Annotated in this window: 21 protein-coding genes; 12 read left to right on the plus strand and 9 right to left on the minus strand. The window is 67.6% G+C overall.

Going from position 1 to position 23126, the window contains the following annotated elements; translation table 11 throughout:
• The first annotated feature begins 89 nt into the window (after positions 1-89).
• The 5 genes from OHB24_RS21455 to OHB24_RS21475 all read left to right on the plus strand — a co-directional run bounded on the left by OHB24_RS21455 (position 90) and on the right by OHB24_RS21475 (position 6650).
• Positions 90-1076 carry a LacI family DNA-binding transcriptional regulator gene (locus OHB24_RS21455; protein ID WP_327640865.1) on the plus strand — a complete coding sequence of 329 codons (987 nt, stop codon included), beginning with the start codon at positions 90-92 and terminating at the stop codon, positions 1074-1076.
• 63 nt (positions 1077-1139) lie between these two features.
• On the plus strand, positions 1140-2873 hold the full coding sequence (locus OHB24_RS21460) for an ABC transporter substrate-binding protein (protein WP_327640866.1): 1734 nt from the start codon (positions 1140-1142) through the stop codon (positions 2871-2873).
• A gap of 4 nt (positions 2874-2877) precedes the next feature.
• Entirely contained in the window at positions 2878-3867 is a 990-nt protein-coding gene (locus OHB24_RS21465; protein WP_327640867.1) for an ABC transporter permease, read from the plus strand.
• A complete protein-coding gene (locus tag OHB24_RS21470) occupies positions 3864-4769 on the plus strand; it encodes an ABC transporter permease (protein WP_327640868.1) in 906 nt (301 codons plus the stop codon). Before OHB24_RS21465 ends, OHB24_RS21470 begins: the two co-directional genes overlap by 4 nt.
• A 3-nt stretch (positions 4770-4772) precedes the next feature.
• Positions 4773-6650 carry an ABC transporter ATP-binding protein gene (locus OHB24_RS21475; protein ID WP_327640869.1) on the plus strand — a complete coding sequence of 626 codons (1878 nt, stop codon included), beginning with the start codon at positions 4773-4775 and terminating at the stop codon, positions 6648-6650.
• Positions 6651-6654: 4 nt separating this feature from the next.
• On the opposite strand, the gene OHB24_RS21480 is transcribed toward OHB24_RS21475, so the two are convergent.
• The gene (locus OHB24_RS21480) at positions 6655-7428 is read right to left on the minus strand and encodes a phytanoyl-CoA dioxygenase family protein (protein ID WP_327640870.1); all 774 of its coding nucleotides are present in this window, start codon (positions 7426-7428) and stop codon (positions 6655-6657) included.
• A gap of 86 nt (positions 7429-7514) precedes the next feature.
• Here OHB24_RS21480 and OHB24_RS21485 point away from each other — a divergent pair, with 86 nt between their 5' ends.
• Together OHB24_RS21485 and OHB24_RS21490 are read left to right on the plus strand one after the other, a co-directional pair.
• Positions 7515-8342 (plus strand): helix-turn-helix transcriptional regulator, encoded by an 828-nt coding sequence (locus OHB24_RS21485; RefSeq protein WP_327640871.1) that lies wholly within the window; start codon positions 7515-7517, stop codon positions 8340-8342.
• Positions 8343-8356: 14 nt separating this feature from the next.
• The gene (locus tag OHB24_RS21490; protein ID WP_327640872.1) at positions 8357-8944 is read left to right on the plus strand and encodes a hypothetical protein; all 588 of its coding nucleotides are present in this window, start codon (positions 8357-8359) and stop codon (positions 8942-8944) included.
• Positions 8945-9341: 397 nt separating this feature from the next.
• On the opposite strand, the gene OHB24_RS21495 is transcribed toward OHB24_RS21490, so the two are convergent.
• Positions 9342-9662, minus strand: a complete 321-nt coding sequence (locus OHB24_RS21495; protein ID WP_327640873.1) for a nuclear transport factor 2 family protein — start codon at positions 9660-9662, stop codon at positions 9342-9344.
• A gap of 78 nt (positions 9663-9740) precedes the next feature.
• Here OHB24_RS21495 and OHB24_RS21500 point away from each other — a divergent pair, with 78 nt between their 5' ends.
• Positions 9741-10511 carry a helix-turn-helix domain-containing protein gene (locus OHB24_RS21500; protein WP_327640874.1) on the plus strand — a complete coding sequence of 257 codons (771 nt, stop codon included), beginning with the start codon at positions 9741-9743 and terminating at the stop codon, positions 10509-10511.
• Here the strand turns inward: OHB24_RS21500 and OHB24_RS21505 are convergent.
• From OHB24_RS21505 to OHB24_RS21515, 3 genes are read right to left on the minus strand one after another with little or no spacing between them, the layout of a single operon-like run.
• Positions 10508-11698 (minus strand): epoxide hydrolase family protein, encoded by a 1191-nt coding sequence (locus OHB24_RS21505; protein ID WP_327640875.1) that lies wholly within the window; start codon positions 11696-11698, stop codon positions 10508-10510. The two genes, OHB24_RS21500 and OHB24_RS21505, sit on opposite strands and share 4 nt — an antisense overlap.
• Positions 11695-12120, minus strand: coding sequence for a MarR family winged helix-turn-helix transcriptional regulator (locus OHB24_RS21510; protein WP_327640876.1), 426 nt, complete (start codon positions 12118-12120; stop codon positions 11695-11697). Before OHB24_RS21510 ends, OHB24_RS21505 begins: the two co-directional genes overlap by 4 nt.
• 26 nt (positions 12121-12146) lie before the next feature.
• A complete protein-coding gene (locus OHB24_RS21515; protein ID WP_327640877.1) occupies positions 12147-14012 on the minus strand; it encodes an FHA domain-containing protein in 1866 nt (621 codons plus the stop codon).
• Positions 14013-14492: 480 nt separating this feature from the next.
• On the opposite strand from OHB24_RS21515, the gene OHB24_RS21520 reads away from it, so the two are divergent.
• Complete coding sequence (locus tag OHB24_RS21520; RefSeq protein ID WP_327640878.1) at positions 14493-16796, plus strand: M4 family metallopeptidase; 2304 nt, start codon at positions 14493-14495, stop codon at positions 16794-16796.
• Between the two features lie 51 nt (positions 16797-16847).
• On the opposite strand, the gene OHB24_RS21525 is transcribed toward OHB24_RS21520, so the two are convergent.
• Positions 16848-17234, minus strand: coding sequence for a pentapeptide repeat-containing protein (locus tag OHB24_RS21525; protein ID WP_327640879.1), 387 nt, complete (start codon positions 17232-17234; stop codon positions 16848-16850).
• Positions 17235-17534: 300 nt separating this feature from the next.
• Between OHB24_RS21525 and OHB24_RS21530 the strand changes: the two genes are divergently transcribed.
• Positions 17535-18656 carry a hypothetical protein gene (locus OHB24_RS21530; protein ID WP_327640880.1) on the plus strand — a complete coding sequence of 374 codons (1122 nt, stop codon included), beginning with the start codon at positions 17535-17537 and terminating at the stop codon, positions 18654-18656.
• Here the strand turns inward: OHB24_RS21530 and OHB24_RS21535 are convergent.
• From OHB24_RS21535 to OHB24_RS21545, 3 genes are all read right to left on the minus strand, one after another.
• Complete coding sequence (locus OHB24_RS21535) at positions 18653-19804, minus strand: hypothetical protein (protein ID WP_327640881.1); 1152 nt, start codon at positions 19802-19804, stop codon at positions 18653-18655. The two genes, OHB24_RS21530 and OHB24_RS21535, sit on opposite strands and share 4 nt — an antisense overlap.
• A gap of 208 nt (positions 19805-20012) precedes the next feature.
• Positions 20013-20732, minus strand: a complete 720-nt coding sequence (locus tag OHB24_RS21540; RefSeq protein ID WP_327640882.1) for an SRPBCC family protein — start codon at positions 20730-20732, stop codon at positions 20013-20015.
• The gene (locus OHB24_RS21545) at positions 20729-21298 is read right to left on the minus strand and encodes a helix-turn-helix domain-containing protein (RefSeq protein WP_327640883.1); all 570 of its coding nucleotides are present in this window, start codon (positions 21296-21298) and stop codon (positions 20729-20731) included. Before OHB24_RS21545 ends, OHB24_RS21540 begins: the two co-directional genes overlap by 4 nt.
• 154 nt (positions 21299-21452) lie before the next feature.
• Here OHB24_RS21545 and OHB24_RS21550 point away from each other — a divergent pair, with 154 nt between their 5' ends.
• On the plus strand, positions 21453-22370 hold the full coding sequence (locus OHB24_RS21550; RefSeq protein ID WP_327640884.1) for a nucleotidyltransferase domain-containing protein: 918 nt from the start codon (positions 21453-21455) through the stop codon (positions 22368-22370).
• A complete protein-coding gene (locus OHB24_RS21555; RefSeq protein WP_327640885.1) occupies positions 22360-23115 on the plus strand; it encodes a nucleotidyltransferase domain-containing protein in 756 nt (251 codons plus the stop codon). Before OHB24_RS21550 ends, OHB24_RS21555 begins: the two co-directional genes overlap by 11 nt.
• Positions 23116-23126: the final 11 nt, after the last annotated feature.

Consider the following 23126-nt stretch of genomic DNA (forward strand, 5'->3'; position numbering starts at 1 on the left):
TCTGGCGACGAGCTCTGGCGGTTGGAATTGTAACCGGTTACACTCCCAAACCGGCAAGCCCTTACCCGGTCCGGAGAGGAAGTCCGACAGTGACTGACGACCGCATGAGCGTGCGGGAGATCGCCAAGCTGGCGGGCGTTTCCACTGCCACTGTGTCGCGGGTCTACCGCGGCGTCGGCAGCGTCTCGGCCGCGACCCGGGCCAAGGTGCAAGCCGCGATCGAGCAGTACGGCTACCGGCCCAGCCACCTCGGAGAGGCGCTGGCCAATCGGCGCCACGGAGCCCTGGCGGTGGTGTTCCCGGGCCTGTCCGGGCCGTACTTCGCCGAGTTGATCAACGGCGTCGAGAGCGTCGCCGTACCGCGTCAGGTGAGCGTTCATGTCATCGGCACCCACCTGCGGCGGGAAGCGCCTGGCGAACTACTCGATGTCGCCCGGCGCGTCGACGGGATGGCCATCCACGGCGGCACCGTCCCGCAGACGGTGATCATGGAACTCGCGGCCCGCCATCCGGTGGTCATGATCGGTCCGGATCCGCATCCGGCACCGGTCGTCGTACGGACGGACCAGCAGGCGTTCCGGCTGCTGGTGAGTCATCTGCTGGCCGATCACGGTCTGCGGAAGCTGGTCTTCGTCGGCAATCCGGAAGGCTCGCCGGACCTGACCGAGCGCTGGGAAGCATTCGTGGCCGCGCATGCGGAGCTCGGGCTCCCGCCGGGGAAGCAGTTGCGGACCGGCCTCGAACAGACCCACGGCGTGCAGGCCGCCGACGAGGTGCTGGCCGGCGGTTACGACGGTGCCGTCTGCGGCAACGACGAAACCGCACTCGGCCTGATGATGGCGGCTTTGGGACGCGGCCTGCGGGTGCCCGGCGATCTGGTGATCACCGGCGTCGACGACGTCCCGATGAGTTCGTTGGTGAGTCCCGGTCTCACCACGGTTGCCCGGCCGCTGGCCGAGCTCGGAGCGACGGCGACCCGGCTGCTGCTCGACCTGATCAACGGCGCGGACGTCGTGCCCGAGACCGTTCTTCCGTCGCGGCTGGTCCGGAGGGCCAGCTGCGGCTGCCGGGACTGAATCGAAACAACTTCCAGCACAGCATCCGAACCAGGTTGCAATCTGACACACGGAGGTGTCGTCATGACAAGTACTTCGTTCCACGTTCGACGGGGGCAGCGGTCATGGCGGGGGATCATTGTCGCCGCATTGTCGGTGGGCGTTCTCGTGTTGCCGGCGTGTGCCGGCAGCCGCGTCGCCGGTGAGAAGGAACAGCAGGGGAATGCGTCGGGGGCGTCGTCGGGCACGATCCCGGTGCTGAACCTGGCGACCGAGTCCGACGCGGCCATGGGGAGTCTGGTCAACTACAACCCGTTCGCTCCCCAGCAGACGGTCCGTACCTGGCTGTTCGAGCCGCTGATGCAACAGAGCTCCCTGGACTGCAAGGTGGTCCCGTGGCTGGCGACGGCCTACACCTGGGAGAGCCCGAGCAAGCTGGTGTTCACGATTCGCCAGGGTGTGAAGTGGAGCGACGGCTCGCCCTTCACCGCGAAGGATGTCGCTTTCACGTACAACCTGACCAAGAAGTACCCGGCGATCGACCTGGCCGGCGTCTGGAACGACAGCTTCGGAGCCAAGGGCAAGTCGGTCACGGCCGACGGCGACAAGGTGACGTTCGAGTTCGAAGGTCCGGCGGTCACCAAGTTCCCGTACCTGATCGGCCAGAAGATCGTCTCCGAGAAGGAGTTCGCGTCGGTCGGCGATCCGGCCAAGTACATCTCGAAGAACCCGATCTCGACCGGGCCGTTCAAGATCGCCAGTTACAACGGACGACGGCTGGAGCTCGAGCGTCGGCCCGACTACTGGCAGGCCGACAAGATCAAGGTCCAGAAGCTGGTTCTCGAAGGCAACTACAGCACCAACGCCAACCAGGCGGCGGCCAAGCTGAAGGCCGGCGAGCTGGACTTCTACTCCGGTGAGATTCCCAACCCGGAGAAGGCGTTCGTCGCCGACGACCCGAAGACCAACCACGTCTGGTACGCGGCCAACGGCCTCACCGTACTGGCGCCGAACCTGACCCAGAAGCCGTTCAGCGACGTCAAGTTCCGCGAGGCACTGGCGCACGGGATGGACAAGCAGAGTGCGACCGACAAGGCGACGTACGGCCTGATGAAGGTCGCCAGCCAGACCGGTCTGCCGCTGCCGGAGAAGGACGACCTGCTGCCGGCGAAGTATCCGGCGGACAGCACGGTGATCCCGTTCGACCTGGCCAAGGCCAACCAGATGCTCGACGCGGCCGGCTACCGGAAGGGCTCGAACGGCCTGCGGCAAAGCCCGGACGGCTCGCCGATCAAGATCACCTTCTCGGTCCAGGCCGGCTGGATCGACTACGAGGCGATGGCCGACGAGTTGACCAGCAACTTCCGCAAGCTCGGGCTGGACATCACCGAGAACAAGATGCCGCCGGAGGCTGTCGACCAGCAGAAGAAGACCGGCAACTTCCAGCTGATGATCAACTACATGGGCGCCGGCTGCGACTACGCGCACGGCATGGGGGCGACCGTCTCGACGGCGGAGATCCCGGACAAGACCACGATCAAGGGCAACATCGGGCGCTACACCAACCCGGCCGTCGACAAGGCGATCGGCGCGCTGGCCGGCGCGACCGACGAGGCGGCGACGAAGGAACAGGTCGGTGTGCTGGTCGACGCGATGATGACCGACTACCCGGTGCTGCCGATCCTGTACGCGCCGGCCCGCGCCATCTGGCGCACCGATCACGCCGTCGGCTGGCCGACCGCCGAGGATCCGTACGCCAACCCGCAGGACCAGCCGCTGGTGTGGATCACGCACCTGACCGCACCGTCGTCGAAGTAGACCGATGCGGTACTTCGTACGGAAGATCGGCTTCTTCGTACTCACCCTCTGGGCGGTCGTGACGCTGAACTTCTTGATCCCCCGGCTGCAGCCGGGGGATCCCGCCGAGCTGATGGTGCAGAACCTCGCCGGGAAGAACGCGCAGCTGAACCGTGCGCAGGTGGAGGCGATGCGCGATCTGCTGGGCGCTCCGTCCGGCTCGCTCCTCAGTCAGTACTGGAACTACGTCGTGCAGTTGATCCACGGCAATCTCGGGGTCTCCTACACCTACTTCCCGTACACGGTGGCGGAGGTGATCGGTAAAGCGTTCTGGTGGACCGTCATCCTGGTGGGGACCGTCCAGGTGCTGTCGTTCGCGATCGGCATCCTGCTGGGCGCCTTCGCCGCGTGGCGGCGGAACAGCCGGTTCGACACGTCGGTGACCGTGATCTCCACCTTCGTCGGGACCCTGCAACCGTTCTGGATCGCGTTGCTGCTGATCTACGGGCTGGGCTACGGCCTGGGCTGGTTCCCGACGGCCGGCGGCTACCAGGCGTCGACACCGGGGTTCAACGGAGCCTTCGTGTACGACGCGATGTCGCACGCGTTCCTGCCGGCCCTGACGTTGATGATCGTGACGCCGATCGGGTGGATCCTCGGGATGCGCAACACGATGATCATGAACCTCGGCGAGGACTACATCAGGCTGGCCCGGGCCAAGGGGCTGCCGGACCGGATGATCGCACTGCGCTATGCCGCCCGGAACGCCCTGTTGCCCAGCGTGGCGGGGTTCGCCCTCGCGCTCGGCGGCATCCTCGGCGGCACCATCCTGGTGGAGACCGTGTTCGACTATCCCGGCCTCGGCCGGCTGATGGGGGAGGCGGTCGGCATCAAGGACTATCCGCTGTTGCAGGGCCTGATGTTGCTGACCGCGGTCGCGACGTTGCTGGCCAACCTGATCGCCGATCTGCTGTACGGCATCCTTGACCCGCGGGCCAGGAGGGCAGCCGCATGAGCAGCACACAGAACGCAGTACTGCCCGAGGAACAGGTAGCGGCCGCAGGCACAGATCCCGTCGACCGCTGGTACCGGGTGGTGTGGAGCAGTAAGAAGGCCCGGGTCGGGATCATCGTCGTGGCGATCTATGTGCTGGTTGCGCTGCTGGCTCCGATGATCGCTCCGTACGGGCCGACCGACGGTTCGTTCACTCCGTTGACCGGACCGTCGGCACAGCACCTGCTCGGCACCAACGTGGCCGGCGTCGACGTGTTCTCGCAGGTGATCTTCGGCAGCCGGGTCTCGCTGCTCGTGGGGCTGCTCGGCGGTTTGCTGGCGACCGCGATCGCGCTCCTGATCGGAATGGTCTCCGGCTACGCGGAAGGCACCGTCGTCGACGACGTGCTGACCTTCCTCACCAACACCGCGCTGGTCATCCCGGTGCTGCCGTTGATCATCACGCTGGTCGCGTACTCCGACACCCGTGGCATCCCGCTGATCGTCGGAGTCATCGCGTTCACGTCCTGGGCCGGCGCCGCGCGGTCGAAGCGGGCCCAGATCATCACGCTGCGGAACCGGGACTTCGTCACGGCGGCGAAGTTCTCCGGCGACGGCACGTTCCGGATCATCTTCTCCGAGATCCTTCCGAACATGACCTCGCTGGTCGCCGCCGCGTTCGTCGGTGCGGCCACCGGCGCGATCGGCGCGGAGGCAGGGCTCGCGGTGCTGGGACTCGGCAGCAGCGACTCGGTGTCCTGGGGCACGATCCTCTACCAGGCGGACGCGGCCGGCGCGATCTCCCAGGGCCTGTTCGTCTGGGTGTTCGTCCCCGGTCTGGTACTGGCGATCTTGATCACGTCGATGGCCTTCATCAACTTCGGCATCGATCTGCTCAGCAATCCGCACCTCAGGGAGGACTGAGACATGGCGCTCCTCGACGTACGCGATCTGTCGATCCGCTACGAACCCAAGCAGCGGGCCGCCGTCGACGCGGTCAGTCACCTCAGTTTCAGCATCGACGACGGTGAGTTCGTGGGCCTGATCGGCGAGTCCGGCTCGGGCAAGACCACGGTCGGCATGGCCGTGCTCAGGTTGCTGGAACGGCCGGGACGGATCAGCGGCGGGTCCATCACCTTCGACGGCACCGACATCGCGCACCTCAGCCAGGACGAGTTACGCAAGTACCGCTGGCGCGAGATCTCGACGGTCTTCCAGAGCAGCATGAACTCCCTGAACCCGGTGACCCGGGTCGAGGCGCAGTTCGCCGACGTCATCCAATGCCACACCCCGCTGCGTGGCAAGGAGGTCACCGACCGGATCAGGACCCTGTTCGACATGGTGCTGATCGACCCGAAGTTCATGACCGCGTTCCCGCACGAACTGTCCGGCGGTATGCGGCAGCGGATCAACCTGGCGCTGGCGCTGGCCATCGGGCCGAGGTTCGTCGTACTCGACGAGCCGACGACCGGGCTGGACGTCGTCGTACAGCACAGCATCTTGGAGAACGTCCGGCGGTTGCAGGCAGAACTCGGCTTCGCGGTGCTCTTCATCAGCCATGACCTCGGCACCGTTCTCGATCTCTCCGACCGGACCATGGTGATGTACGCGGGCAAGATCGTCGAGGAGCAGGCGACGCGGCAACTGCTCCGCGATCCGCTGCACCCGTACACCAAGGGACTGCTCGGTTCGTACGGCGATCCCCGTGCCGAGACCATACGGATCACCTACGTTCCCGGCCGGCCGCCGGATCTCGCCCACCGGCCTGAAGGATGTGCGTTCGCTGCCCGGTGTCCGGAGCGGATCGACGGCTGCACCGAGGTGGAGCCCGCACAGACGGAGATCGGTGAAGGTCTGGTGGCGTGTCACGTCGCCGCCATCCAGCGCGGTGCCGCCGAGAACGCAACCGGCGCCGAGGTCGGGCCGGCGATCAGCACCTTCGCCGGGCCGCAGTTCGTGAAGTCGGCCGCGGACTCAGCGGAGGCGGTCCGGGGCCAGGCCCTGGTCACCGTCGACAACGTGTCCAAGACCTACGTCCGCAGGCAGGGACTGCGGGCTGTCCGGACCGAGGCGGTGTCCGGGGCGAGCTTCGTACTTCATCGCGGCGGCGTGACGGCCTTGGTCGGGCAGAGCGGCAGCGGCAAGTCGACGATCGCCCGGATGATCACCGGGGTCGATGCGCCGACCTCGGGCCAGATCACCTTCCACGGCTCCGATGGCGACCAGGTCGTCGCACGGATGCGCGGCCGCCGGCTGCGCAGCTATCGCGGCAGTGTCCAGATGGTGTTCCAGGATCCGTACTCGGCGCTGAATCCGACGAAGACCCTGGGCGCGACACTGGCCAGGCCCTTGATCAACTTCCAGAACCTGCACGGAGCCCAGCTGCGGGAACGGGTGATCGAGCTGCTGGAGACGGTGGCGCTGTCGCCGGGAGGTCGGTTCGTCAACCGCTATCCGCACGAGCTGTCCGGCGGCCAGCGGCAACGGGTGGTGATCGCCCGCGCGTTGGCGGTCGAGCCCGAACTGATCGTCGCCGACGAACCGATCTCCAGCCTCGACGTGTCGATCCGCGCCGAGGTGCTCGAACTGTTCGACAAGCTGGTGCACGAGCGCAACGTCGGGATCCTCTACATCACCCACGACCTGCTCAGCGCCCGGATGCTCTGCGACGAGGTCGTCGTTCTCAACGAGGGCAAGGTGGTCGAGCAGGGGCGCTCTCTGGACGTGATCCGTTCGCCCCAGGACGACTACACCCGGCTGTTGCTCGATGCCATCCCGAACCCGTTCGCCGCGACCCGCGACTGAGCAGTCAGGACTGGTCGGCGGCAACCTTGCCGTCGACCAGGAACGGCTCGAAGGAGCCGTGCGGCCCCGTACCCTCGGCGTTCATGATCACCTCGGGGGAGTACTGCAGCAGGTAGACCTGGCGCAGCTTGTCGGTCAGGTTCGCCCCGCTGCGGTGGATCACCGTGCTGGAGAAGCAGACGATCGACCCGGCCGGGACGATCACCGGCATTCCGGGATCGGAGCCGAAGTAGCAGACCCGGTCACCGGTCTCGACCGTGACGTGCTTGATGTAGGACCTGATGCCCGAGCGGCTGTACGGCAGCAGGTAGACCGACCCGTTCTCCTCGGTCACGTCGTCCAGTGCGATCCAGCAGGTCAGGTACGGCGTGTGGTTCTCGTGGACGTACCCCGAGTCCTGGTGCCAGGCGAACGTGGTGTCGGGATCGCCTGCCTTGATCACGTACTGCTCCCAGAACAGGAAGGCGTTCTCGCCGAGCACCCGGCGGCAGATCTGCTCCATGATCGGGCCGAAGATGAAGCTCCGCAGCTCCGGGCGCTGCTGGTAGATCATGTTGCTGAAGTACCGCTTGCCCTTGGCGTTGATGCCGATCCGGTCGACCCCGGCTTCGTCCATGGCGGCGTCGAGACGATCGATGGAGAACTGGGCGGCACTGCGCAGCAGCTCCAGGTCCTCGGGGCCGATCACCTTCTCCAGGACGAAGTAGCCCTCCTCGGCGTACTGGGCGACCTGCTCGTCGCCGACCAGCTGGGCGATGGATTTCTCCGTTTGCGTCATGATGATCACTCTGGCAAACCAGGAGCAGGTGCCGGAATGCTCGCGGTGGCTGCTCGATGCACGTTTTGGCACGGAGGGTGGACCTGATGGCTGGTGGCTACCAGCGGATCACGATGTCGGACCAGGACCCGACCCCGTTCGGCAGAGTGCTGCTGGCCGGGGAGGTCTCCGATGCCGAGCCGCTGGTGCCCGGACCGCTGCACGCCTTGCCGGGCACGGTCATCTCACTCGTCACCGCCGGCACCGGCTTCTACCGGCACTCAGATCGGCACACCGAACCGATCGTCGCGCCGTCGCTGACAGTGGTGCTGCCCGGCGAGCAGCATTGGTACGGCACCCACCCCGGTCAGCGCTGGAGTGAATGGTTCGCGGTCGTCGAAGGGCCGGCGTTCGAGCTGTTGCGCCAGACCGGCCGGTTGACCTGGTCGGGTCCCCGGCCGCTCCAGCGTGGTGTTCGGCCGGCAGACCTGGCGCTCCTGCTCCGCAGCGCGCCGCCGGGTTCGGGGGCCGAGCAGCAGATCTGGGCACTTGCGGCCTGGCTGTCGGGCGCGCTGGCTCCGTCCGTCGACGACGAGACAGCGCTCTGGGACCAGGCGGCGCGGCTGCTCAGCGAGGACCTGCCACGCCGGCTGGAGATGCGCGACGTCGCGGCCCACCTCGATCTCGAGTACGACCGGTTCCGGCGGGTGTTCCGGGACCGCTTCGGCAGGTCGCCGCTGGCCTTCCGCAACGACCGGCGGCTCGAGGTCGCGGCAACCCTGTTGCGGGCGACCAACCTGACCTGCCGGGAGATCGCCCGGCGAATCGGCTTCTCGGACGAGTTCCACCTGTCCCGCCGCTTCCGCAGCCGCTACGGCGTCTCCCCAACCGGCTACCGAACCGGCCTGCTGCCATTGGACGCGTCCAGCCACTGAACCAGGAGAGTGTCATGGTCCTGCCCGAGCCCGTCATCCAGCGCGGTATCGCGATCGCGGGTGAGAACCCGATGATCGTCCTGTACCGCCCCGGCAGCGACGACATCGTCCTGCTGGTGAGCGTGTGGAGGGCGACGTACTCGCGTGTCGGCGCGGGCCGCGCGCTGCTGATCTGGGCCGATTCCACGCAAACAGGTCTCGGCACAGCGGCGCCGACCGGAATGTACGCCGACAACCCGGAGCTCGCGCAGTACGTCTGGGAGCACTTCTACCGCGACTACGACACCATCCGCGGCCGCGGGATCGAGACTGGGCCGCCGGCCCCGGCGCGGTTCACCGAGGTCTCCGGAGGCGATCGCTTCCACCGGATCACCTGTGTCAGCGCGGCCACCACGATCGAGCTCGAGTGGCGCGACGTACTCGACACCTTCCAGGTCCAGACCCGCCTCACCGGCTACGAGACCTCGGCGATCGCCCGCCCGTGCGCCGCCGCGGAGGTGCGTGTGAACGGCGTACCGGCGCGCGGCGAGATCCACCAGCCCGAGGGTTGGTTCGGCAGCTCCGCAGCCCTCGCCTTCGCCGAAACCTGGCGCGAGGTCTGAACGCGTACGGCTGACTGTCCGGTCTGCTTGCTCGCATGCCCCTACCAAGGCCGATACTTCCGGGGGCGACCGGTCTACGCAGGCCGAGTTCGTTCGTCGGAACGTGTCGCGTTGTCGGGCCAGGCGATCTGGTCGGTCGCAGGGGTCGGGTGGCTGGTCCGGGCGCTTGGGCCTCATGGGTGTCCGCGCGTTCGGCACCCAGGCAGCGGCCGCCAGAAAGCGCGTGACCTCCGCGCCGACCACCACCACAACCTCTCGACTCGACGCCTGACCTGTTCCCACGCCTACTGCGTCGTACTGGAGGATCTCCAGGCCATCACAATTGCGTGCTGCCGGCGCGCTTGAGCGTGGGGTTCGCGGAGGTCGGCTGATTGTGATGGCCTGGGGGTCCGTGCGGTCACGTGAGTTGTACGACGTCCCAGTGTTCGACGATCTGGTTGTTGTCGAAGCGCCAGATGTCGACCACGGACTGAGTGGCTTCGGGGGTGGTCATCAGGTAGTGGACGACGACGTGGGTGTCGTCGGCGATGACGCGTTGCAGGTCGAGCTCGGCACCGGCGACCGGGGCCTGGGCGATGAACTCGATGAAGGCGTCCCGGCCGGAGGGGTTGCCGGGGCTGTGTTCGACGAAGTTCTCGTGCAGGAGTGGGCGGAGCGGTTCGAGGTTGCCGTTGGCGAATTCCTGGAAGGCATGCAGGGTGAGCTGCTTGATCGTCATGCGTACGACGGTGCGCTCGCCGGTGCGGTGCTGTCGATTACCTGCCTTGTCATGGCGCGGCCCTGGATACTCGATGGTGTGAGTGACGACAGGCCTGTGGGCGAGCTGTTGCGGGAGTGGCGGCGACGGAGGAAATTGAGTCAGCTCGATCTCGCGATCCAGGCGGACGTGTCCTCGCGGCACGTGAGCTTCGTCGAGACCGGGCGGACGATTCCGAGCAGTGCGATGGTGCTGCACCTCGCCGAGCAGCTCGACGTACCGCTGCGCGAACGCAACCGGTTGCTGGTGGCGGCCGGTCATGCGCCCGCGTACCGGCAGACGCCGCTGGACGACCCGGACATGACGCGGGTCCGCGCGGCGCTCGAACAGTTCGTCCGGGCGCACGCGCCGTACCCGGCCGTCGCCGTCGACCGCCGCTGGAACCTGTTGCTCGCGAACGACTCCTTCAACGTGTTCCTCGCCGGCGTCGACAAGAAGTTGCTCACAGCACCGATCAACCTGATGCGCCTCGGTCTGCACCCGGACGGTCTGGCGTCCCGGGTCCGCAACCTCGAACAGGTTCGCGGGTACCTCCTGCCCCGCCTCGCCCGCCAGGCCGCGGCCTCCGGCGACCCCGAGCTGCATCAGCTGTACGACGAACTCGTTGCCCACGGCCCCGTCGACACCACGCCGCCGGACCCCGCCGACATCGCCCTCCCGATCCATATCCGGCACCGCGGGGTGGACCTCGCGTTCCTCAGCACCGTCACCACGTTCGGCGCCGCGTTCGACATCACGCTCGAGGAGATCGCCGTCGAGACTTACCTCCCGGCGGACGCAAGCACGATGGACTTCTTCCGTCGTACCTAACGGAGATCGCGGAATGTCCGCTGGAGGTCGTCGGTCCATTCCGTTGGGAGCTCCCACGGGATGAAGTGGCCGCCGTTCGGGTGGGCGGTGATGTTGACGTGGTTGTACCAGGCGGCGCGGTCGCCGGCGAGGAAGTTCTGCACACGCTCCTCGGGGGTGTGGACGCCGGGCGGGTCCTCGTGGCCGACGAACGTGATACCGGTCGGGGCCTCGATCGCAGGCGTACGGTCGTGCGACGGCGTCCACGGGTAGCGGTTGTTGTTGGCGTACGTACGGATCGAGGTGTCGATCGCGTTGCCCGCCCAGTAGATCGTCGCGTGCGTGAGCAGGTCGTCGTCGGTGAACGCCTTGTCGCCCTCCGACCAGCTCTGCCAGCGTTCCAGGATCCACGCGAGCATGCCGGCGGGGGAGTCGGCGAGGCCGAAGCCGAGCGTGCTCGGGTCCAGGACGTGCGTGGCGAGATGCGCTGCGAAGCGGCGCTCGAGCTCGATGACGCGGGCGTGGATCGCGGGCGGCAGCCCTTCCGGGATCGGGTTGCCGCCGCTCAGGTCCCAGCCGCGGTCGCCGTTGAAGAACGTGAGCTTCAGCGCCGACCCGATGTGGATCCCGTAGAGCTCATCGGCGTACTTGTGGCCGAGCTGCCCCGTCACGAGCGCGCCGACGTCACAGCCGGCCGCGGCGTACTTCGGGAACCCGAGGACATCCGTCATGAGCTCGTGCCAGACGTCGGCGATCTTCCAGAAGTTCATGTCCACGCGGGTCGGCGTCGAGAAGCCGAACCCGGGCAGCGACGGGACGATCACGTCGAAGGCGTCCGCTGGATCTCCGCCGTACGCCGCGGGGTCGGCGAGCCGGTCGATGACCTTCGACCAGTGCCAGAACGTCCACGGCCAGCCGTGGCTCAGGATCAACGGGATCGGCCGCGGGCCGACGCCCGGCCGGCGCAGGAAGTGCACCGGTACGTCGCCGACGTCGACGCGGTAGTGGTCGTACGCGTTGATCGCCCGCTCGGCCGCGCGCCAGTCGAAACCGTCCGCCCAGTACTCGACGAGCGGTTGCAGGCGGATACGGCGTACGCCGTAGAAACCGTCGTCGTTGCCGGCGTCGCGCGGCCACTTCGTCGCGCGCAGGCGGCGGCGGAGGTCGTCGAGGACCTCGTCGGGTACGGCGATGGGCGTGGGGATCATGGGGTGTCCTCGGCGAGTGCGGTCAGGCGGTGGAGTACGTCGATCGAGCCCGCGAGTACTGCGCGTTCGTCGGGGGTGAGTTGCTCGACGAGTGCGGTCAGTTTCGTGACCCGGTTCGTGTGCCGGGATCGGACGAGCTCCTGGCCGGTGCTGGTCAGCGACAGCAGGCTGGCGCGACCGTCGGCGGGGTCGGGGCGGCGCTGGACGAGGCCGTCCTGCTCGAGTTTCGCGACCAGGCTGGTCAGCGCGGGTTGCTTCAGCTGCTCGGTCGCCAGCAGGTCGGTGAGGCGCAACGGTCCGCGCCGGTGGAGTGTGTGCAGGACCGAGAGCGCCGAGAAGTTGAGCCGCCGTACCGACGGGAGGCGGATGAAGATCGTGTTGAAGTCCTCGATGACCGTGGTCAATCGGTCGACGTCCAGCATGGCGCCGACTATATCAATTTTCGATGTTAATTGCTGAGGGCGATCTTGGAGATGGCGAAGCTCGTCGAGCCGGACTTGAACGTGAGCACGGCCGCGGTGGCGCTGTCCGGGAGGTGACCCTTGAACGTGAGCGTGCCGTGTTCGGTGCCGCCGGCCGCGATCCGGCTCGGCCAGGCGCTGCGGCCCGGGTCGGCGCGCAGGGCGGTGCCGTCGGCGGCGGTGAACGTCGTACCGTCGATCGGGACCGTGATCGCTTCTTTGGCGGTGTTGATCAGCTTGACCTCGACGCGGGTGAAATGGCTCGTGTACGTGACGTTCTCGACGGTCATCGTGACACCGGTGCCGGGCTTCGTGACCGGTTTGATCAGGCGGTCCTCACCGGTCTCGTTGCCGGTCAGATAGCCGCCGGCGTACTCCGCCCCCGCGGTCAGCGCGAACCCGCCGACCCCGACGCCGACGAGCACCACGGCGACCGCGACGAGAACCGGCACGTTGAGACGGCCTGGCCGGTGGTCCTTCGGGAGCGCCGCATCAGCCAGCGCGAGGACCATCGCCACCACGAGGGCGATGCCCGGCGGGACCAACCACCTGAGCACGCCACCGGGTCCGTCGGCGAGGAATGTGACGACCAGGTTCACGACGATCCCGAGCACGATCACCGCACCGGCCGCAATCAGCACCCGCGACAACCGCACCGCCCCCACGGCGTCATCGGCCGTACTGCGCTCCGCTCCGGACGACTGATCCGCCCCAGGGAGCCGGTCACCCGCGCCGGACCGTTGCTGTCCCGCCTCCGCCGGACGCCGATCCGCGTTCGCCGCCCGCCGATCGCCACCCGCCGCACGACGATCCCGCCCAACGGCCCGCCGATCGCCGCCTGCCCGTTGGTCGACGGCGGCCGCGGTTGGGTCGGGCCAGCCGGCGGACGCGTTCCAGTTGTGTTCCGACTGGTCGATCTGCGCGGAGATCTCGGACGGCGACCGCACCCGCTCCGGATTGTCGGCCGACGGATAAGCCGCCCACGTCCCGCCGTCTCCCACCTCGAACCCAGGAACCACCCCCGCAGCCCCATACCCACGACCCGCCTCGGCCCCGTACGGATCACCAGGTGACTGCTCATCCCGCACCAACGGACCACCAGCAGGCTCCTGCTCGCCCACCGCGAAGGGGCTGTCGCCAGGTGCGTGCTCTGCGAACGAGCTGGCAGCGGCTGGCTGGTCCGCCTGCGCGAACGGCCCGTCATCACGCACCTGCTCACCCTGCGCGAACGGGCTCCCACCGGGCACCTGCTCTTGTTGCGCGAACGGGCTCGCAGCAGGCGCTTGGTCTGGCTGCGCGAACGGGCTCGCGGCGGGCGCTTGGTCTGGCTGTGCGGACGGGGTTAGAGCGGGCGGTTGGTCTGGTTGCGCGGGCGGGTCGGCGGCGGCTGGCTGGTCTGGTTGTGCGAACGGGCTCGCGGCGGGTGGTTGGTCTGGCTGGGGGAGTTGGTTGGGGGCGGGTGGGGTGACGGGGGTTGGTTCGTTCTGGGGGACCGGTGTGGGGGCGGCGTACGGCGCCTCGGGGGCGCTGGCCTGGGCGGGTGCGTCTGCGGGGCTGGGGGTGGCGGATTCGGTGAAGGTGAGGACCGAGCGGCCGATGTGGATTCGGTCGCCGGTGGTGAGGGGGGTGGGGGCGGTGATGCGGCGGCCGTTGAGGCCGGTGCCGTTGCGGGACTCGTCGTGGAGGGTCCAGGAGTCGCCGTCGCGGTTCAAGCGGGCGTGGATGCGGGAGATCTGGTCGTCCGCCTGCAGCCGGATGTCCGCGTTCGAGGCGCGGCCGATGCTGATCGTGTCGGTCCCGGCCGCCAGCGTCCACTGCTGTTCGCCGAGCGACAGCACGAATTCGGTTTCCACTCACACCCCAGCCGGCGTCGTCCTGATCGCGTCCGGTCCCGCCGCCGGGGTGTCGCACCCCGCGGCAGCCAACCCGTCTGCGCGATTCTGCCATCCACACCAGTCCCAGACCACCAGCAGACCCACCCCACCCCAGCCCCGCCACCGTCCGCAACCGCCCCCTCACCCTCGTGATGATTCTCAGGTTGGAGGGGGTTTGTCAGCGCTTAGTAGCGATGACAACGCGATCAGTTGTCATCGGGGTGCCAACGGCACGACAGCGTCTTGCCCGGGTGCGGGGCGAGACATAGTGTCCGTCCGCGCGATCCATCGGGGCTGGATGGAAAGGGGTCTTCCGGACAGCCGGGTCGATGGGTAGGCCGGAGGTTCCAGGCGGAGTGGTGCACCGCCTCCAGTCCGGCGAGGCGCAACCCGCCCAAGCACCCGATGAACGAGCGAAGCGAGTTCATCACTTCAGTACATCGCGAAGGGACCACGTCCATGGTCTTGTTTCAGCGTTCCCGCAAAGTTGCTGTCGTTCTCGGGGTGACCAGCCTCGCTGCGGCAGCACTTGCCGGGCTCGGTACGTCGGCCGGTGCGGCGACGAGTGCGGCACCTCCGCCGCGGCCCTCACAGGCGCAGTCGAAGGCGTTCGCCGCCGACTCCGCCTCCTCACTCGTGGCGGGGCGGCCGAGCGCCCTGCACGCCTCGAAGGACGACAAGTTCACCGCGAAGCAGGTGATCTCGGAGCCGTCCGGTCTGCAGTACGTCCCGTACGAGCGTTCGTACAAGGGCCTCCCGGTCGTCGGTGGTGACTTCGTCGTGGTCACCGACGCGAAGGGTGCCGTGAAGTACACCTCGGTCGGCCAGACCACCGCCGTACCGGAGCTGTCGACGACCGCGAAGGTGACCCCCGCGGCCGCGCAGAAGACCGCCAGGACGCAGCTCAAGAAGGTCGACTCGTCGACCACGCCGACGCTCGCCGTCTACGCCCTGAAGGGCACCCCGACGCTCGTGTGGCAGTCGCGGGTCAGCGGCAACAACGGCCACGACCCGTCGAGCTTGTCGGTGTACGTCGACGCGCAGAGCGGCAAGGTGCTCGGTAGCAAGGAACACGTGATGGCCGGGAACGGTACGGCGGCGTACAGCGGCCCGAGCCCGGTGCACCTGGACACCACGCTGTCCGGCAGCACGTACTCGATGAAGGACCCCAACACCACCAACCTGTCCTGCCAGGACGCGGCGAACAACACCACGTTCTCCGGTCCGGACGACAACTGGGGCAACGGTACGGCGTCCAACAAGGAGACCGGTTGCGTCGACGCCCTGTTCGCGGCGCAGACCGAGCGGCACATGCTGACCGACTGGCTCGGCCGCAACGGCATGGACGGTAACGGCGGCGCCTGGCCGATCCGGGTCGGCCTGAACGACGAGAACGCGTATTACGACGGCTCGCAGGTGCAGATCGGCCACAACACGGCCGGCGGCTGGATCGGCTCGATCGACGTCCTGGCCCACGAGATGGGTCACGGGATCGACGACCACACGCCGGGCGGGATCTCCGGCAGCGGCACCCAGGAGTTCGTCGCCGACACGTTCGGCGCGGCCACGGAGTACTACAGCAACCAGGGTGCGTCGTACGACCCGCCGGACTTCCTGGTCGGTGAAGAGGTCAACCTGGTCGGCAGCGGGCCGATCCGGAACATGTACAACCCGTCGGCGCTCGGCGACCCGAACTGCTACTCGAGCTCGATCCCGGGCACCGAGGTGCACGCGGCGGCCGGTCCGGGCAACCACTGGTTCTACCTGCTGTCGCAGGGCAGCAACGGTTCGCCGGCGAGCCCGACCTGCAACAGCTCGACCGTGACCGGGATCGGCATCCAGAAGGCGATCCGGATCATGTACAACGCGATGCTGATGAAGACCAGCAGCAGCTCGTACCTGAAGTACCGGACCTGGACGCTGACCGCGGCCAAGAACCTGTACCCGGGCAGCTGCACCGAGTTCAACACCGTGAAGGCGGCCTGGGACGCGGTCAGCGTGCCGGCTCAGACTGCTGACCCGACCTGCTCCACGTCGGGTGGCGTGACGGTCACGAACCCGGGCAACAAGACCGGCACGGTCGGTACGGCGATCGCGTCGTTCACGCTCGCCGCGTCCGGCGGCACCGCGCCGTACACCTGGTCCGCGACCGGTCTGCCGGCCGGCGTCACCATCGGCTCGTCCACCGGCACCGTGTCCGGTACGCCGACCGCGAGCGGCACGTTCAACGTCACCGCGACGGCGGCCGCGAGCGCCGGCGGCTCGGGCAGCACGTCGTTCACCTTCACCATCAGCGGCGGCACCGGCAACTGCTCCGGCCAGAAGCTCGGCAACCCGGGCTTCGAGACCGGTACGGCGTCACCGTGGACGGCCTCGGCCGGGGTGATCGACAACACCGCCTCCCAGCCCGCGCACGGCGGCACCTGGAAGGCGTGGCTGGACGGCTACGGCCGGACGCACACCGACACGCTGAGCCAGTCGGTCGCGATCCCGGCCGGTTGCTCGGCAACGCTCTCCTTCTACCTGCACATCGATTCTGCGGAGACCACTACGTCGACGCAGTACGACAAGCTCACGGTGAAGGCGGGCTCGACCACGCTGGCGACGTACTCGAACCTGAACAAGGCGAGCGGCTACTCGCTCAAGTCGTTCAACGTCTCGTCGTTCGCCGGCCAGACGGTGTCGATCAGCTTCACCGGCACCGAGGACAGCTCGCTCCAGACCTCGTTCGTCATCGACGACACAGGCCTGAACCTGAGCTGACGCACTGAAAGAGAACCCGGCCGCCGCACCTTCGGGGGTGCGGCGGCCGGCTCACTTGTCAGGCTCTTGCGACAGCCGAGCCCCGCGCAAATCGGCGTCACGAAGGATCGCCCGATTGAGCTTGACGTTTCTCAGATCCAGCCCGCGAAGGTCGGCACCGGTGAGATCCGCTCCGGTGAGATCCGCGCCGCTCAGCAGTGATCCGGCCGGCTCAGACGGGTCGCCCTGCGCGGGGGAGCCAGCCTTCGACTCGGACACCGGGGCCTTGATGCCCTTCGCCGGATCGACTCCTGCGCGAAGGATCAGGCCAGCGCCTACCGCCACCATGAGTCCAAGCGCGACAGCGCCACCAATGGCGCCCAGCCAGGCACTGGCACCGGCAAGAACGGCGAGAGCCAGCACAGGCACCACCCACACCGTCAGCCGCCCCACTCGCATCCGCAACTCCCTCCACCTCGACAACAGCATCTCAAGGCCGCTCGGCCCTCGCCGCCCGCCGCGCCGACCCCTGGATCACCGGCCACGGCCGGGACATACTGACGGTTATCGAGGGGTGGGGAGGTCCGGGATGACGTTTCGCGTGCTGAGTGCGCTGACTGAATTGATCCTGCGGCTCAGCCTAACGACGCAGACCCCGAGGCCGGATGCAGCTGGCGTTGGCAGGATGGGCTCGTCCCGCCGGTGCGAGGAGTGCCGGCGGTACACGATGAAGTTCAATGAGCGCACGAACGTCTGGTATTGCACGACCTGCGGCTGGCGGCAGCCAAAGGGCGAACGCTGATGGCGGCTGGGCTTCCCGGGGCGGCGACCTCGGTCGGCTCGCAGATCGGGCGATACTTCAGCCTTGCGTCGCTGCTGCCGTCCCTGCTGTTCGTCGTGTGGATCGTTGCTCTCCAGGGTGCGGTCAATCATCCCTTCGGCAAGTTCACCCTGACAGGCTTGAAAATAGCCTTCTCCGAATGGGGTCCGACCAAGATCGGTCTGCTGGTCGGCGCCGCGCTGGTGCTGGGTTTCGCCGTTCATCCGTTGATGTACGCGACGACGCAGTTGCTGGAGGGCTACTGGGGTCCGCGGCCGTTCGCCGTACGGCTGGCGACGACGCTGGCCCTGCGGCATCGGACTCGACAGATTCGCTGGGAGCACCGTGCCTCAGATCTCGAGGCAGAGACCAACAATCAGCTCGACGAGATCATCCTGTCGCGGATGGGCGAAGCGGAGCTCGCTGGCCTCTCCAGCGAGCAGAGGGAGACGCTCTTGGAAGCCGAGCGAGAGACCGAGCGCCTGCTGCCGAGCGCCGCAGGGGTTCACGGTCTGATCATGGCCAGGGAAGCGATCAAGAAGGTCCTGGACAGCTCGATGCCGACAGACGCGGACCGGATGCTGCCGACCCGTCTCGGGAACGTCCTGCGCCGGATCGAGGACAGCGTCGGGCAGAGCTACAAGCTCCCGTTGGTTCGCATCGCGCCCCACCTGACGATGGTGGCGGCACCGAACCGGGCGGCGTACATCAACGACACCCGCGAGCAGATGGACATTGCGATCCGGCTGGCCTTCTATGGGCTGGCAGCGGCGGTCGTGACAACGGTCTGGATGCTCGGTGCAGGGTGGTGGCTGTTGCTCGCGTTGCTGCCATACGCCTTCGCGTACATCGCTTATCGCGGTGCTGTGGCCGCTGCAATCGCTTGGGGGTCGGCGGTCAAGACGAGCATGGATCTTGATCGGTTTGCACTGTATGACGCGATCCACATCGACTGGCCTGTCGATACCCGAGCCGAACGTAGGCGGAACGAGAAGTTGATGGACGTGCTGCTGGGCACGCCGGGAGCTTCTGTCACCTACGTTCGGCCCAAGAAGGGTTAATTCAAAGTCATGCGTGGTTCACCGTTCACCAGGCCGGTGCCGGCGATGGTGCAGGTGCCGCCGCGGTTCTGGGTGTAGGTCTGGCGGAGGCAGTTGCGCAGTGCTAGTTGGGCCCAGTAGTTCGGGTGCAGGGATTCCTGGATGAAGTAGTTCGAGCCGACCGTTGTCACCGTGCGGATCTGGTTGATCCACTCGGTCTTGTCGACGGCCGTGGGCTGGGTCCACGAGCTGAGGCCGACCTCTTCGTACAGGCCGACGGTGTTCTCGCAGAGCCGGCGGCCGTTGAACGCGGACTGCAGCTCGAGCAGGCGGGCGTTGGACAGGCCCGAGTCGCCGATCGCGGCGCGGACCGTGTTGTTGATCGTGACGAGCGCGGTGCTGTTCGCCCAGTCGGCGTCCGCGTTCCAGAAGCCGCATCCACCGACGCTCTGCCGGGTGTAGCCGCTCTGTCCGTACCGGAACCCGCTGGCGGCCGGGATCGGTGACGGGTACGTCTGTACGACGAGGTTCCACGCGCTGTCGCCGTACCCGGCGTTCCGCATCGCCGTGCGGACGTTCTGGAACGCTGTGGCGATCTTGCCGCGAACTCCTGCGATGTTGGCTGAGGTGAAGTTGGCGACGACGGACGAGTCGTCGCGGCAGTAGTCGGGGTCCCAGGACGGCGAGAGCAGGAAGTCCTGCACGCACTGGGAGACGATCGACGCGAAGTTGAAGTCGTTGCCGCCGATCGAGACGACCACCTGCTTCACGTTGTGGGTCGCGGCGAAGACCTGCAGCATCTTCGCCTGCCCCTGCTTGCCCGCACCGTCGTCGTAGAAGTCGATGCCCGGCTTGAAGTCGCTGCCGGTGCCGGTCGTGGTGCGAGCGCCCGAGCAGGCCAGGTTCAGCCCGCCGACCCCGCCACCGACGTACGCCTCGGCGGACTGACTGCGGTGGCACTTCGGGATCAGCTCGGCGGTGTGCGTCGCGTTGTCGTGGTAGGCGTGTGCACCGAGCGCATCGGCCGGTGCCTCGGAGTCGTTCGAGCTCCCGGCCCACCGGCCGGCTTCACCCGAGATGTAGGAGTCCCCAACGGTCACGACGTACGGCGTCCCCGATCCGGGACCGTCGGCGTGGGCGGGGGATGCGACCAGGCCTAGGCCGGTCATGGAGAGTAGAAGGATTGCTGCTGACACTCGACGACTTCTCGGAATCTGCATCCGGAAGGCCTCTCTCGCCGGAGTTCGGTGATCTCAGGACCCCCTCCAGATCACCGTCGGCAAGAAATGTACTTCCCGGTAACCACACCCGGTAGACCGAGAGTACTGACACCTTTGCGCCCTGTCACCGCCGTGTCACCGCCGTGTCACCGCCGTGTCACTCCGGCGCGCCCCAATCGCCGGACGAGTCGTAGCGCGATTCCCACCAGGCCTTCCAGCGGTGGTCGATGGCGTCGCGGTCGATATCGCCGTACAGGGACAGGATCGCCATCGCCGCGCCGTTCGGCTTCGACCCGCCCGGCGGGATGTGGCTGAGCACGAGCAGACCGTTGCCCCAGGCATCTACTGTGAGGCCGATCTGGTGCTCGGACGTGTACCAGACCTGACCCTTGGCCTGTTCGCCGATCATGTCGAGTTCGTACGGCGTACCAGCGGACCGCACGTCGACCCCCAGCTCGCCGGCCAGTGGGCTCGCACCGCTGCCTGCGTAGAACAAGGTCCGCCGGGCCTCGCCCGGATGGTGCTCCAGTGCGAAACGCAGCTGATTCAGGAAGGTGGTCCAGCCCTCGGTGACGTCGTCGTAGTACGCCTCCCAGTCGGGGTTGGCGCCGTGCGGTGCCCGGGTCAGCGTGATCCGCGACCCGCCGTCGACCGGCTCGACCACGAACCGGTCGCCGCCGCCCAGCGTCAGCGTCGCACCGTCCTCGGCGGCCTCGGTGAAGTAGATGAGGTCGATCTCCTCCTCCAGCCCGCCCGAGGTGCCCTCGTACTCCCAGCCGTGCCAGTGCCGGATCTTGTCCTTGTCCCGCAGCGCCTCCCAGACCGCCTGCACCGGCGCTGCCACGGTCACCACGATCTGGGGTCTGTCGTCGTTCATGTCTCTCCTTCGGTACGGCGGGGTGCCGGGTGGCCGCCCGCGATCAGCCGATACGGCCGCCCGTCCTCGCTGTCGAACTGCTCGACCACCTGCTGCATCGCGGCGGTCAACGCGTCGGTGAACCGGTGAACGTCGCCCGGCTCCGCGAACCGCACCTCGGTCTCGAGCGTGAAGGTCAGCAGCCGCTTCCCGTCCGCGTCGGCCGCGGTCTGCATCCGCGCCACGTCCCGCACCGTCCCCGCGGCGACCTCGACCAGGTGCTCGGCGGCGTACTGGTCCTGGATCTGGGTGAACGCACGGCCCATGACGCCCGGATCGACGATCAGATCGGCCGACGCGCGCAGGATCCGCTCGGTGAACCCGCGCCGCCGCCGCTCCTCGACGAGCTCGACCAGGCCGGCCTTCTCCAGCTCGCGCAGGTGGTAGTTCACCCGCTGCCGCGGCAGGTCGAGCGTCGCGGCGAGCTGGGTCGCCGACGACGGCTCCCGCAACAACTCGAGCAGCCGCCGCCGGATCGGCGACAACGCCAACCGCACCTTCTCGGGCTCCTCGACGTACCGCAGCATCCCCCCAATCTCCCCTTGACAGAAAAATTTGTCAAGAGAATGACGGACGCCCAGGCCATCACAATTGGCGGTCGCCGGGGTTGGTATGCGGGGAAGGGCTCGGGGCGGCGCAAATGTGATGGCCTGGGCGTCCGGGGTCGGGGAATATGGGCGGGTGGCAGTTCACGGTCCGCAGTTGCCGGTTGGTACGCAGGTGGTGGTGCGGGTCGCGGCGCCCGACGATCGAGGCGGTACGGCGCAGCGCGGGGCGACCGGGCGGGTCGCCGGCGTGACCGCGGACGGCCGCTACACGGTCCGCCTCGTGGACGGTCGCCAAACCGTGGCCCGGCGCGATCAGCTCAGCCTGCGTACGGCGTACCAGGACGAGGCGATCGAACTCGATCAGCCCGACGGCGACCGGCTGGTGCGCGAGCACACGATCTACGCCGCGGTCGTCGGGTCGCGCGCCTTCGGGCTGGACACCGACGACTCGGACACTGATACGCGCGGTGTGTACGTCGCCCCGACCGAAGCGTTCTGGTCGCTCGCGAAGCCGCCGACGCACGTCGACGGACCAGAGCCGGAATGGTTCTCGTGGGAGATCGAGCGGTTCTGCGAACTCGCGCTGAAGTCCAACCCGAACCTCCTAGAGGTCCTGCACTCACCCCTCGTCGTCCAACAGGCGCCCCTCGGTGAGGAACTCGTCGGCCTCCGTACGGCGTTCCTGTCCCAACTCGCCTACCAGACCTACTCGGGCTACGTGCTCAGCCAGTTCAAGAAGCTCGAAACGGACTTTCGCCGCGACGGTACGCCGAAGTGGAAGCACGTCATGCACCTGATCCGCCTGCTACTCGCGGCCCGCGAGCTGTTACTCGAAGCAACCCTCGTAGTCGATGTCGGCCCACACCGCGAACGCCTCCTCGCCATCAAACGCGGTGACCTCCCGTGGGACGAGGTAGAACGCTGGCGCCTGACCCTCCACGAGGACCTGGACAAGGCCCTGCAACGCACAGTCCTCCCAGCAACCCCAGACGTCCCCACCGTCGACGCATGGCTGCGGTCCGTACGCAAGAGGAGCCTCGATGACGCGTGACATGCGCCAACTCGACTACACCGAGCTGCGAACCATCATGGGGGAGCAGCCGTACCCGTTGCTCTTCGCAACAGTCTCCGGCGCGCACCTGTACGGCTTCCCGTCCCGCGACTCCGACGTCGACCTGCGCGGCGTACACGTCCTGCCGGCCGCCGAGGTGGTTGGACTGCGTCACGGACCGGAGACTCTCGATCGCACCTGGTTCGAGAACGAGGCCGAGGTCGATCTGGTCACTCACGACCTGGCCAAGTTCGCCCGCCTGATGCTCCGCCGCAACGGCTACGTCCTCGAGCAGGTCCTGTCACCCCTCGTCGTCCTCAGTACGCCGGAACACGCGGAGCTCGTCGCGCTCGCCAAGGGCTGCATCACCAAGTGGCACGCGCACCACTACCGCGGGTTCGCGCGCACCCAGTGGGAGTTCTTCGAGAAGAAGCGTGAGCTGAAGCCGCTGCTGTACACGTTCCGGGTGCTGCTGACCGGTATCAATCTGATGCGGACCGGTGTGGTTCAGGCGGATCTGCGCGAGCTCCCGGGCGGGCCGGCGTACCTGCCCGAGTTGATGGCGGCGAAGGCTGAGGCTGAGCATGCGCCGCTCGAAGGGCCGGCCTTCGAGCGGCTTGCCGCGGACGTACGTGAACTACAGAACGTGCTGGACGAGGCGGAGGCAGTGAGTGACCTGCCGGACCGGCCGTCCGCTGAGGCTGGACTGCACGAGCTGCTCCTCAAGGCCCGGCTCAGTCACTGATCGCACCCTTT

The organism is Kribbella sp. NBC_00482, from assembly GCF_036013725.1.
GTDB lineage: Bacteria > Actinomycetota > Actinomycetes > Propionibacteriales > Kribbellaceae > Kribbella.

What these genes read in the sequence shown, in the direction of transcription:
- OHB24_RS21460 (WP_327640866.1), top strand. Translation starts at nt 1,140, where the DNA reads ATGACAAGTACTTCGTTCCACGTTCGACGGGGGCAGCGGTCATGGCGG.
- OHB24_RS21465 (WP_327640867.1), top strand. Translation starts at nt 2,878, where the DNA reads ATGCGGTACTTCGTACGGAAGATCGGCTTCTTCGTACTCACCCTCTGG.
- OHB24_RS21470 (WP_327640868.1), top strand. Translation starts at nt 3,864, where the DNA reads ATGAGCAGCACACAGAACGCAGTACTGCCCGAGGAACAGGTAGCGGCC.
- OHB24_RS21475 (WP_327640869.1), top strand. Translation starts at nt 4,773, where the DNA reads ATGGCGCTCCTCGACGTACGCGATCTGTCGATCCGCTACGAACCCAAG.
- OHB24_RS21480 (WP_327640870.1), bottom strand. Translation starts at nt 7,428, where the DNA reads ATGACGCAAACGGAGAAATCCATCGCCCAGCTGGTCGGCGACGAGCAG.
- OHB24_RS21485 (WP_327640871.1), top strand. Translation starts at nt 7,515, where the DNA reads ATGGCTGGTGGCTACCAGCGGATCACGATGTCGGACCAGGACCCGACC.
- OHB24_RS21490 (WP_327640872.1), top strand. Translation starts at nt 8,357, where the DNA reads ATGGTCCTGCCCGAGCCCGTCATCCAGCGCGGTATCGCGATCGCGGGT.
- OHB24_RS21495 (WP_327640873.1), bottom strand. Translation starts at nt 9,662, where the DNA reads ATGACGATCAAGCAGCTCACCCTGCATGCCTTCCAGGAATTCGCCAAC.
- OHB24_RS21505 (WP_327640875.1), bottom strand. Translation starts at nt 11,698, where the DNA reads ATGATCCCCACGCCCATCGCCGTACCCGACGAGGTCCTCGACGACCTC.
- OHB24_RS21510 (WP_327640876.1), bottom strand. Translation starts at nt 12,120, where the DNA reads ATGCTGGACGTCGACCGATTGACCACGGTCATCGAGGACTTCAACACG.
- OHB24_RS21520 (WP_327640878.1), top strand. Translation starts at nt 14,493, where the DNA reads ATGGTCTTGTTTCAGCGTTCCCGCAAAGTTGCTGTCGTTCTCGGGGTG.
- OHB24_RS21525 (WP_327640879.1), bottom strand. Translation starts at nt 17,234, where the DNA reads ATGCGAGTGGGGCGGCTGACGGTGTGGGTGGTGCCTGTGCTGGCTCTC.
- OHB24_RS21535 (WP_327640881.1), bottom strand. Translation starts at nt 19,804, where the DNA reads ATGACCGGCCTAGGCCTGGTCGCATCCCCCGCCCACGCCGACGGTCCC.
- OHB24_RS21540 (WP_327640882.1), bottom strand. Translation starts at nt 20,732, where the DNA reads ATGAACGACGACAGACCCCAGATCGTGGTGACCGTGGCAGCGCCGGTG.
- OHB24_RS21545 (WP_327640883.1), bottom strand. Translation starts at nt 21,298, where the DNA reads ATGCTGCGGTACGTCGAGGAGCCCGAGAAGGTGCGGTTGGCGTTGTCG.
- OHB24_RS21555 (WP_327640885.1), top strand. Translation starts at nt 22,360, where the DNA reads ATGACGCGTGACATGCGCCAACTCGACTACACCGAGCTGCGAACCATC.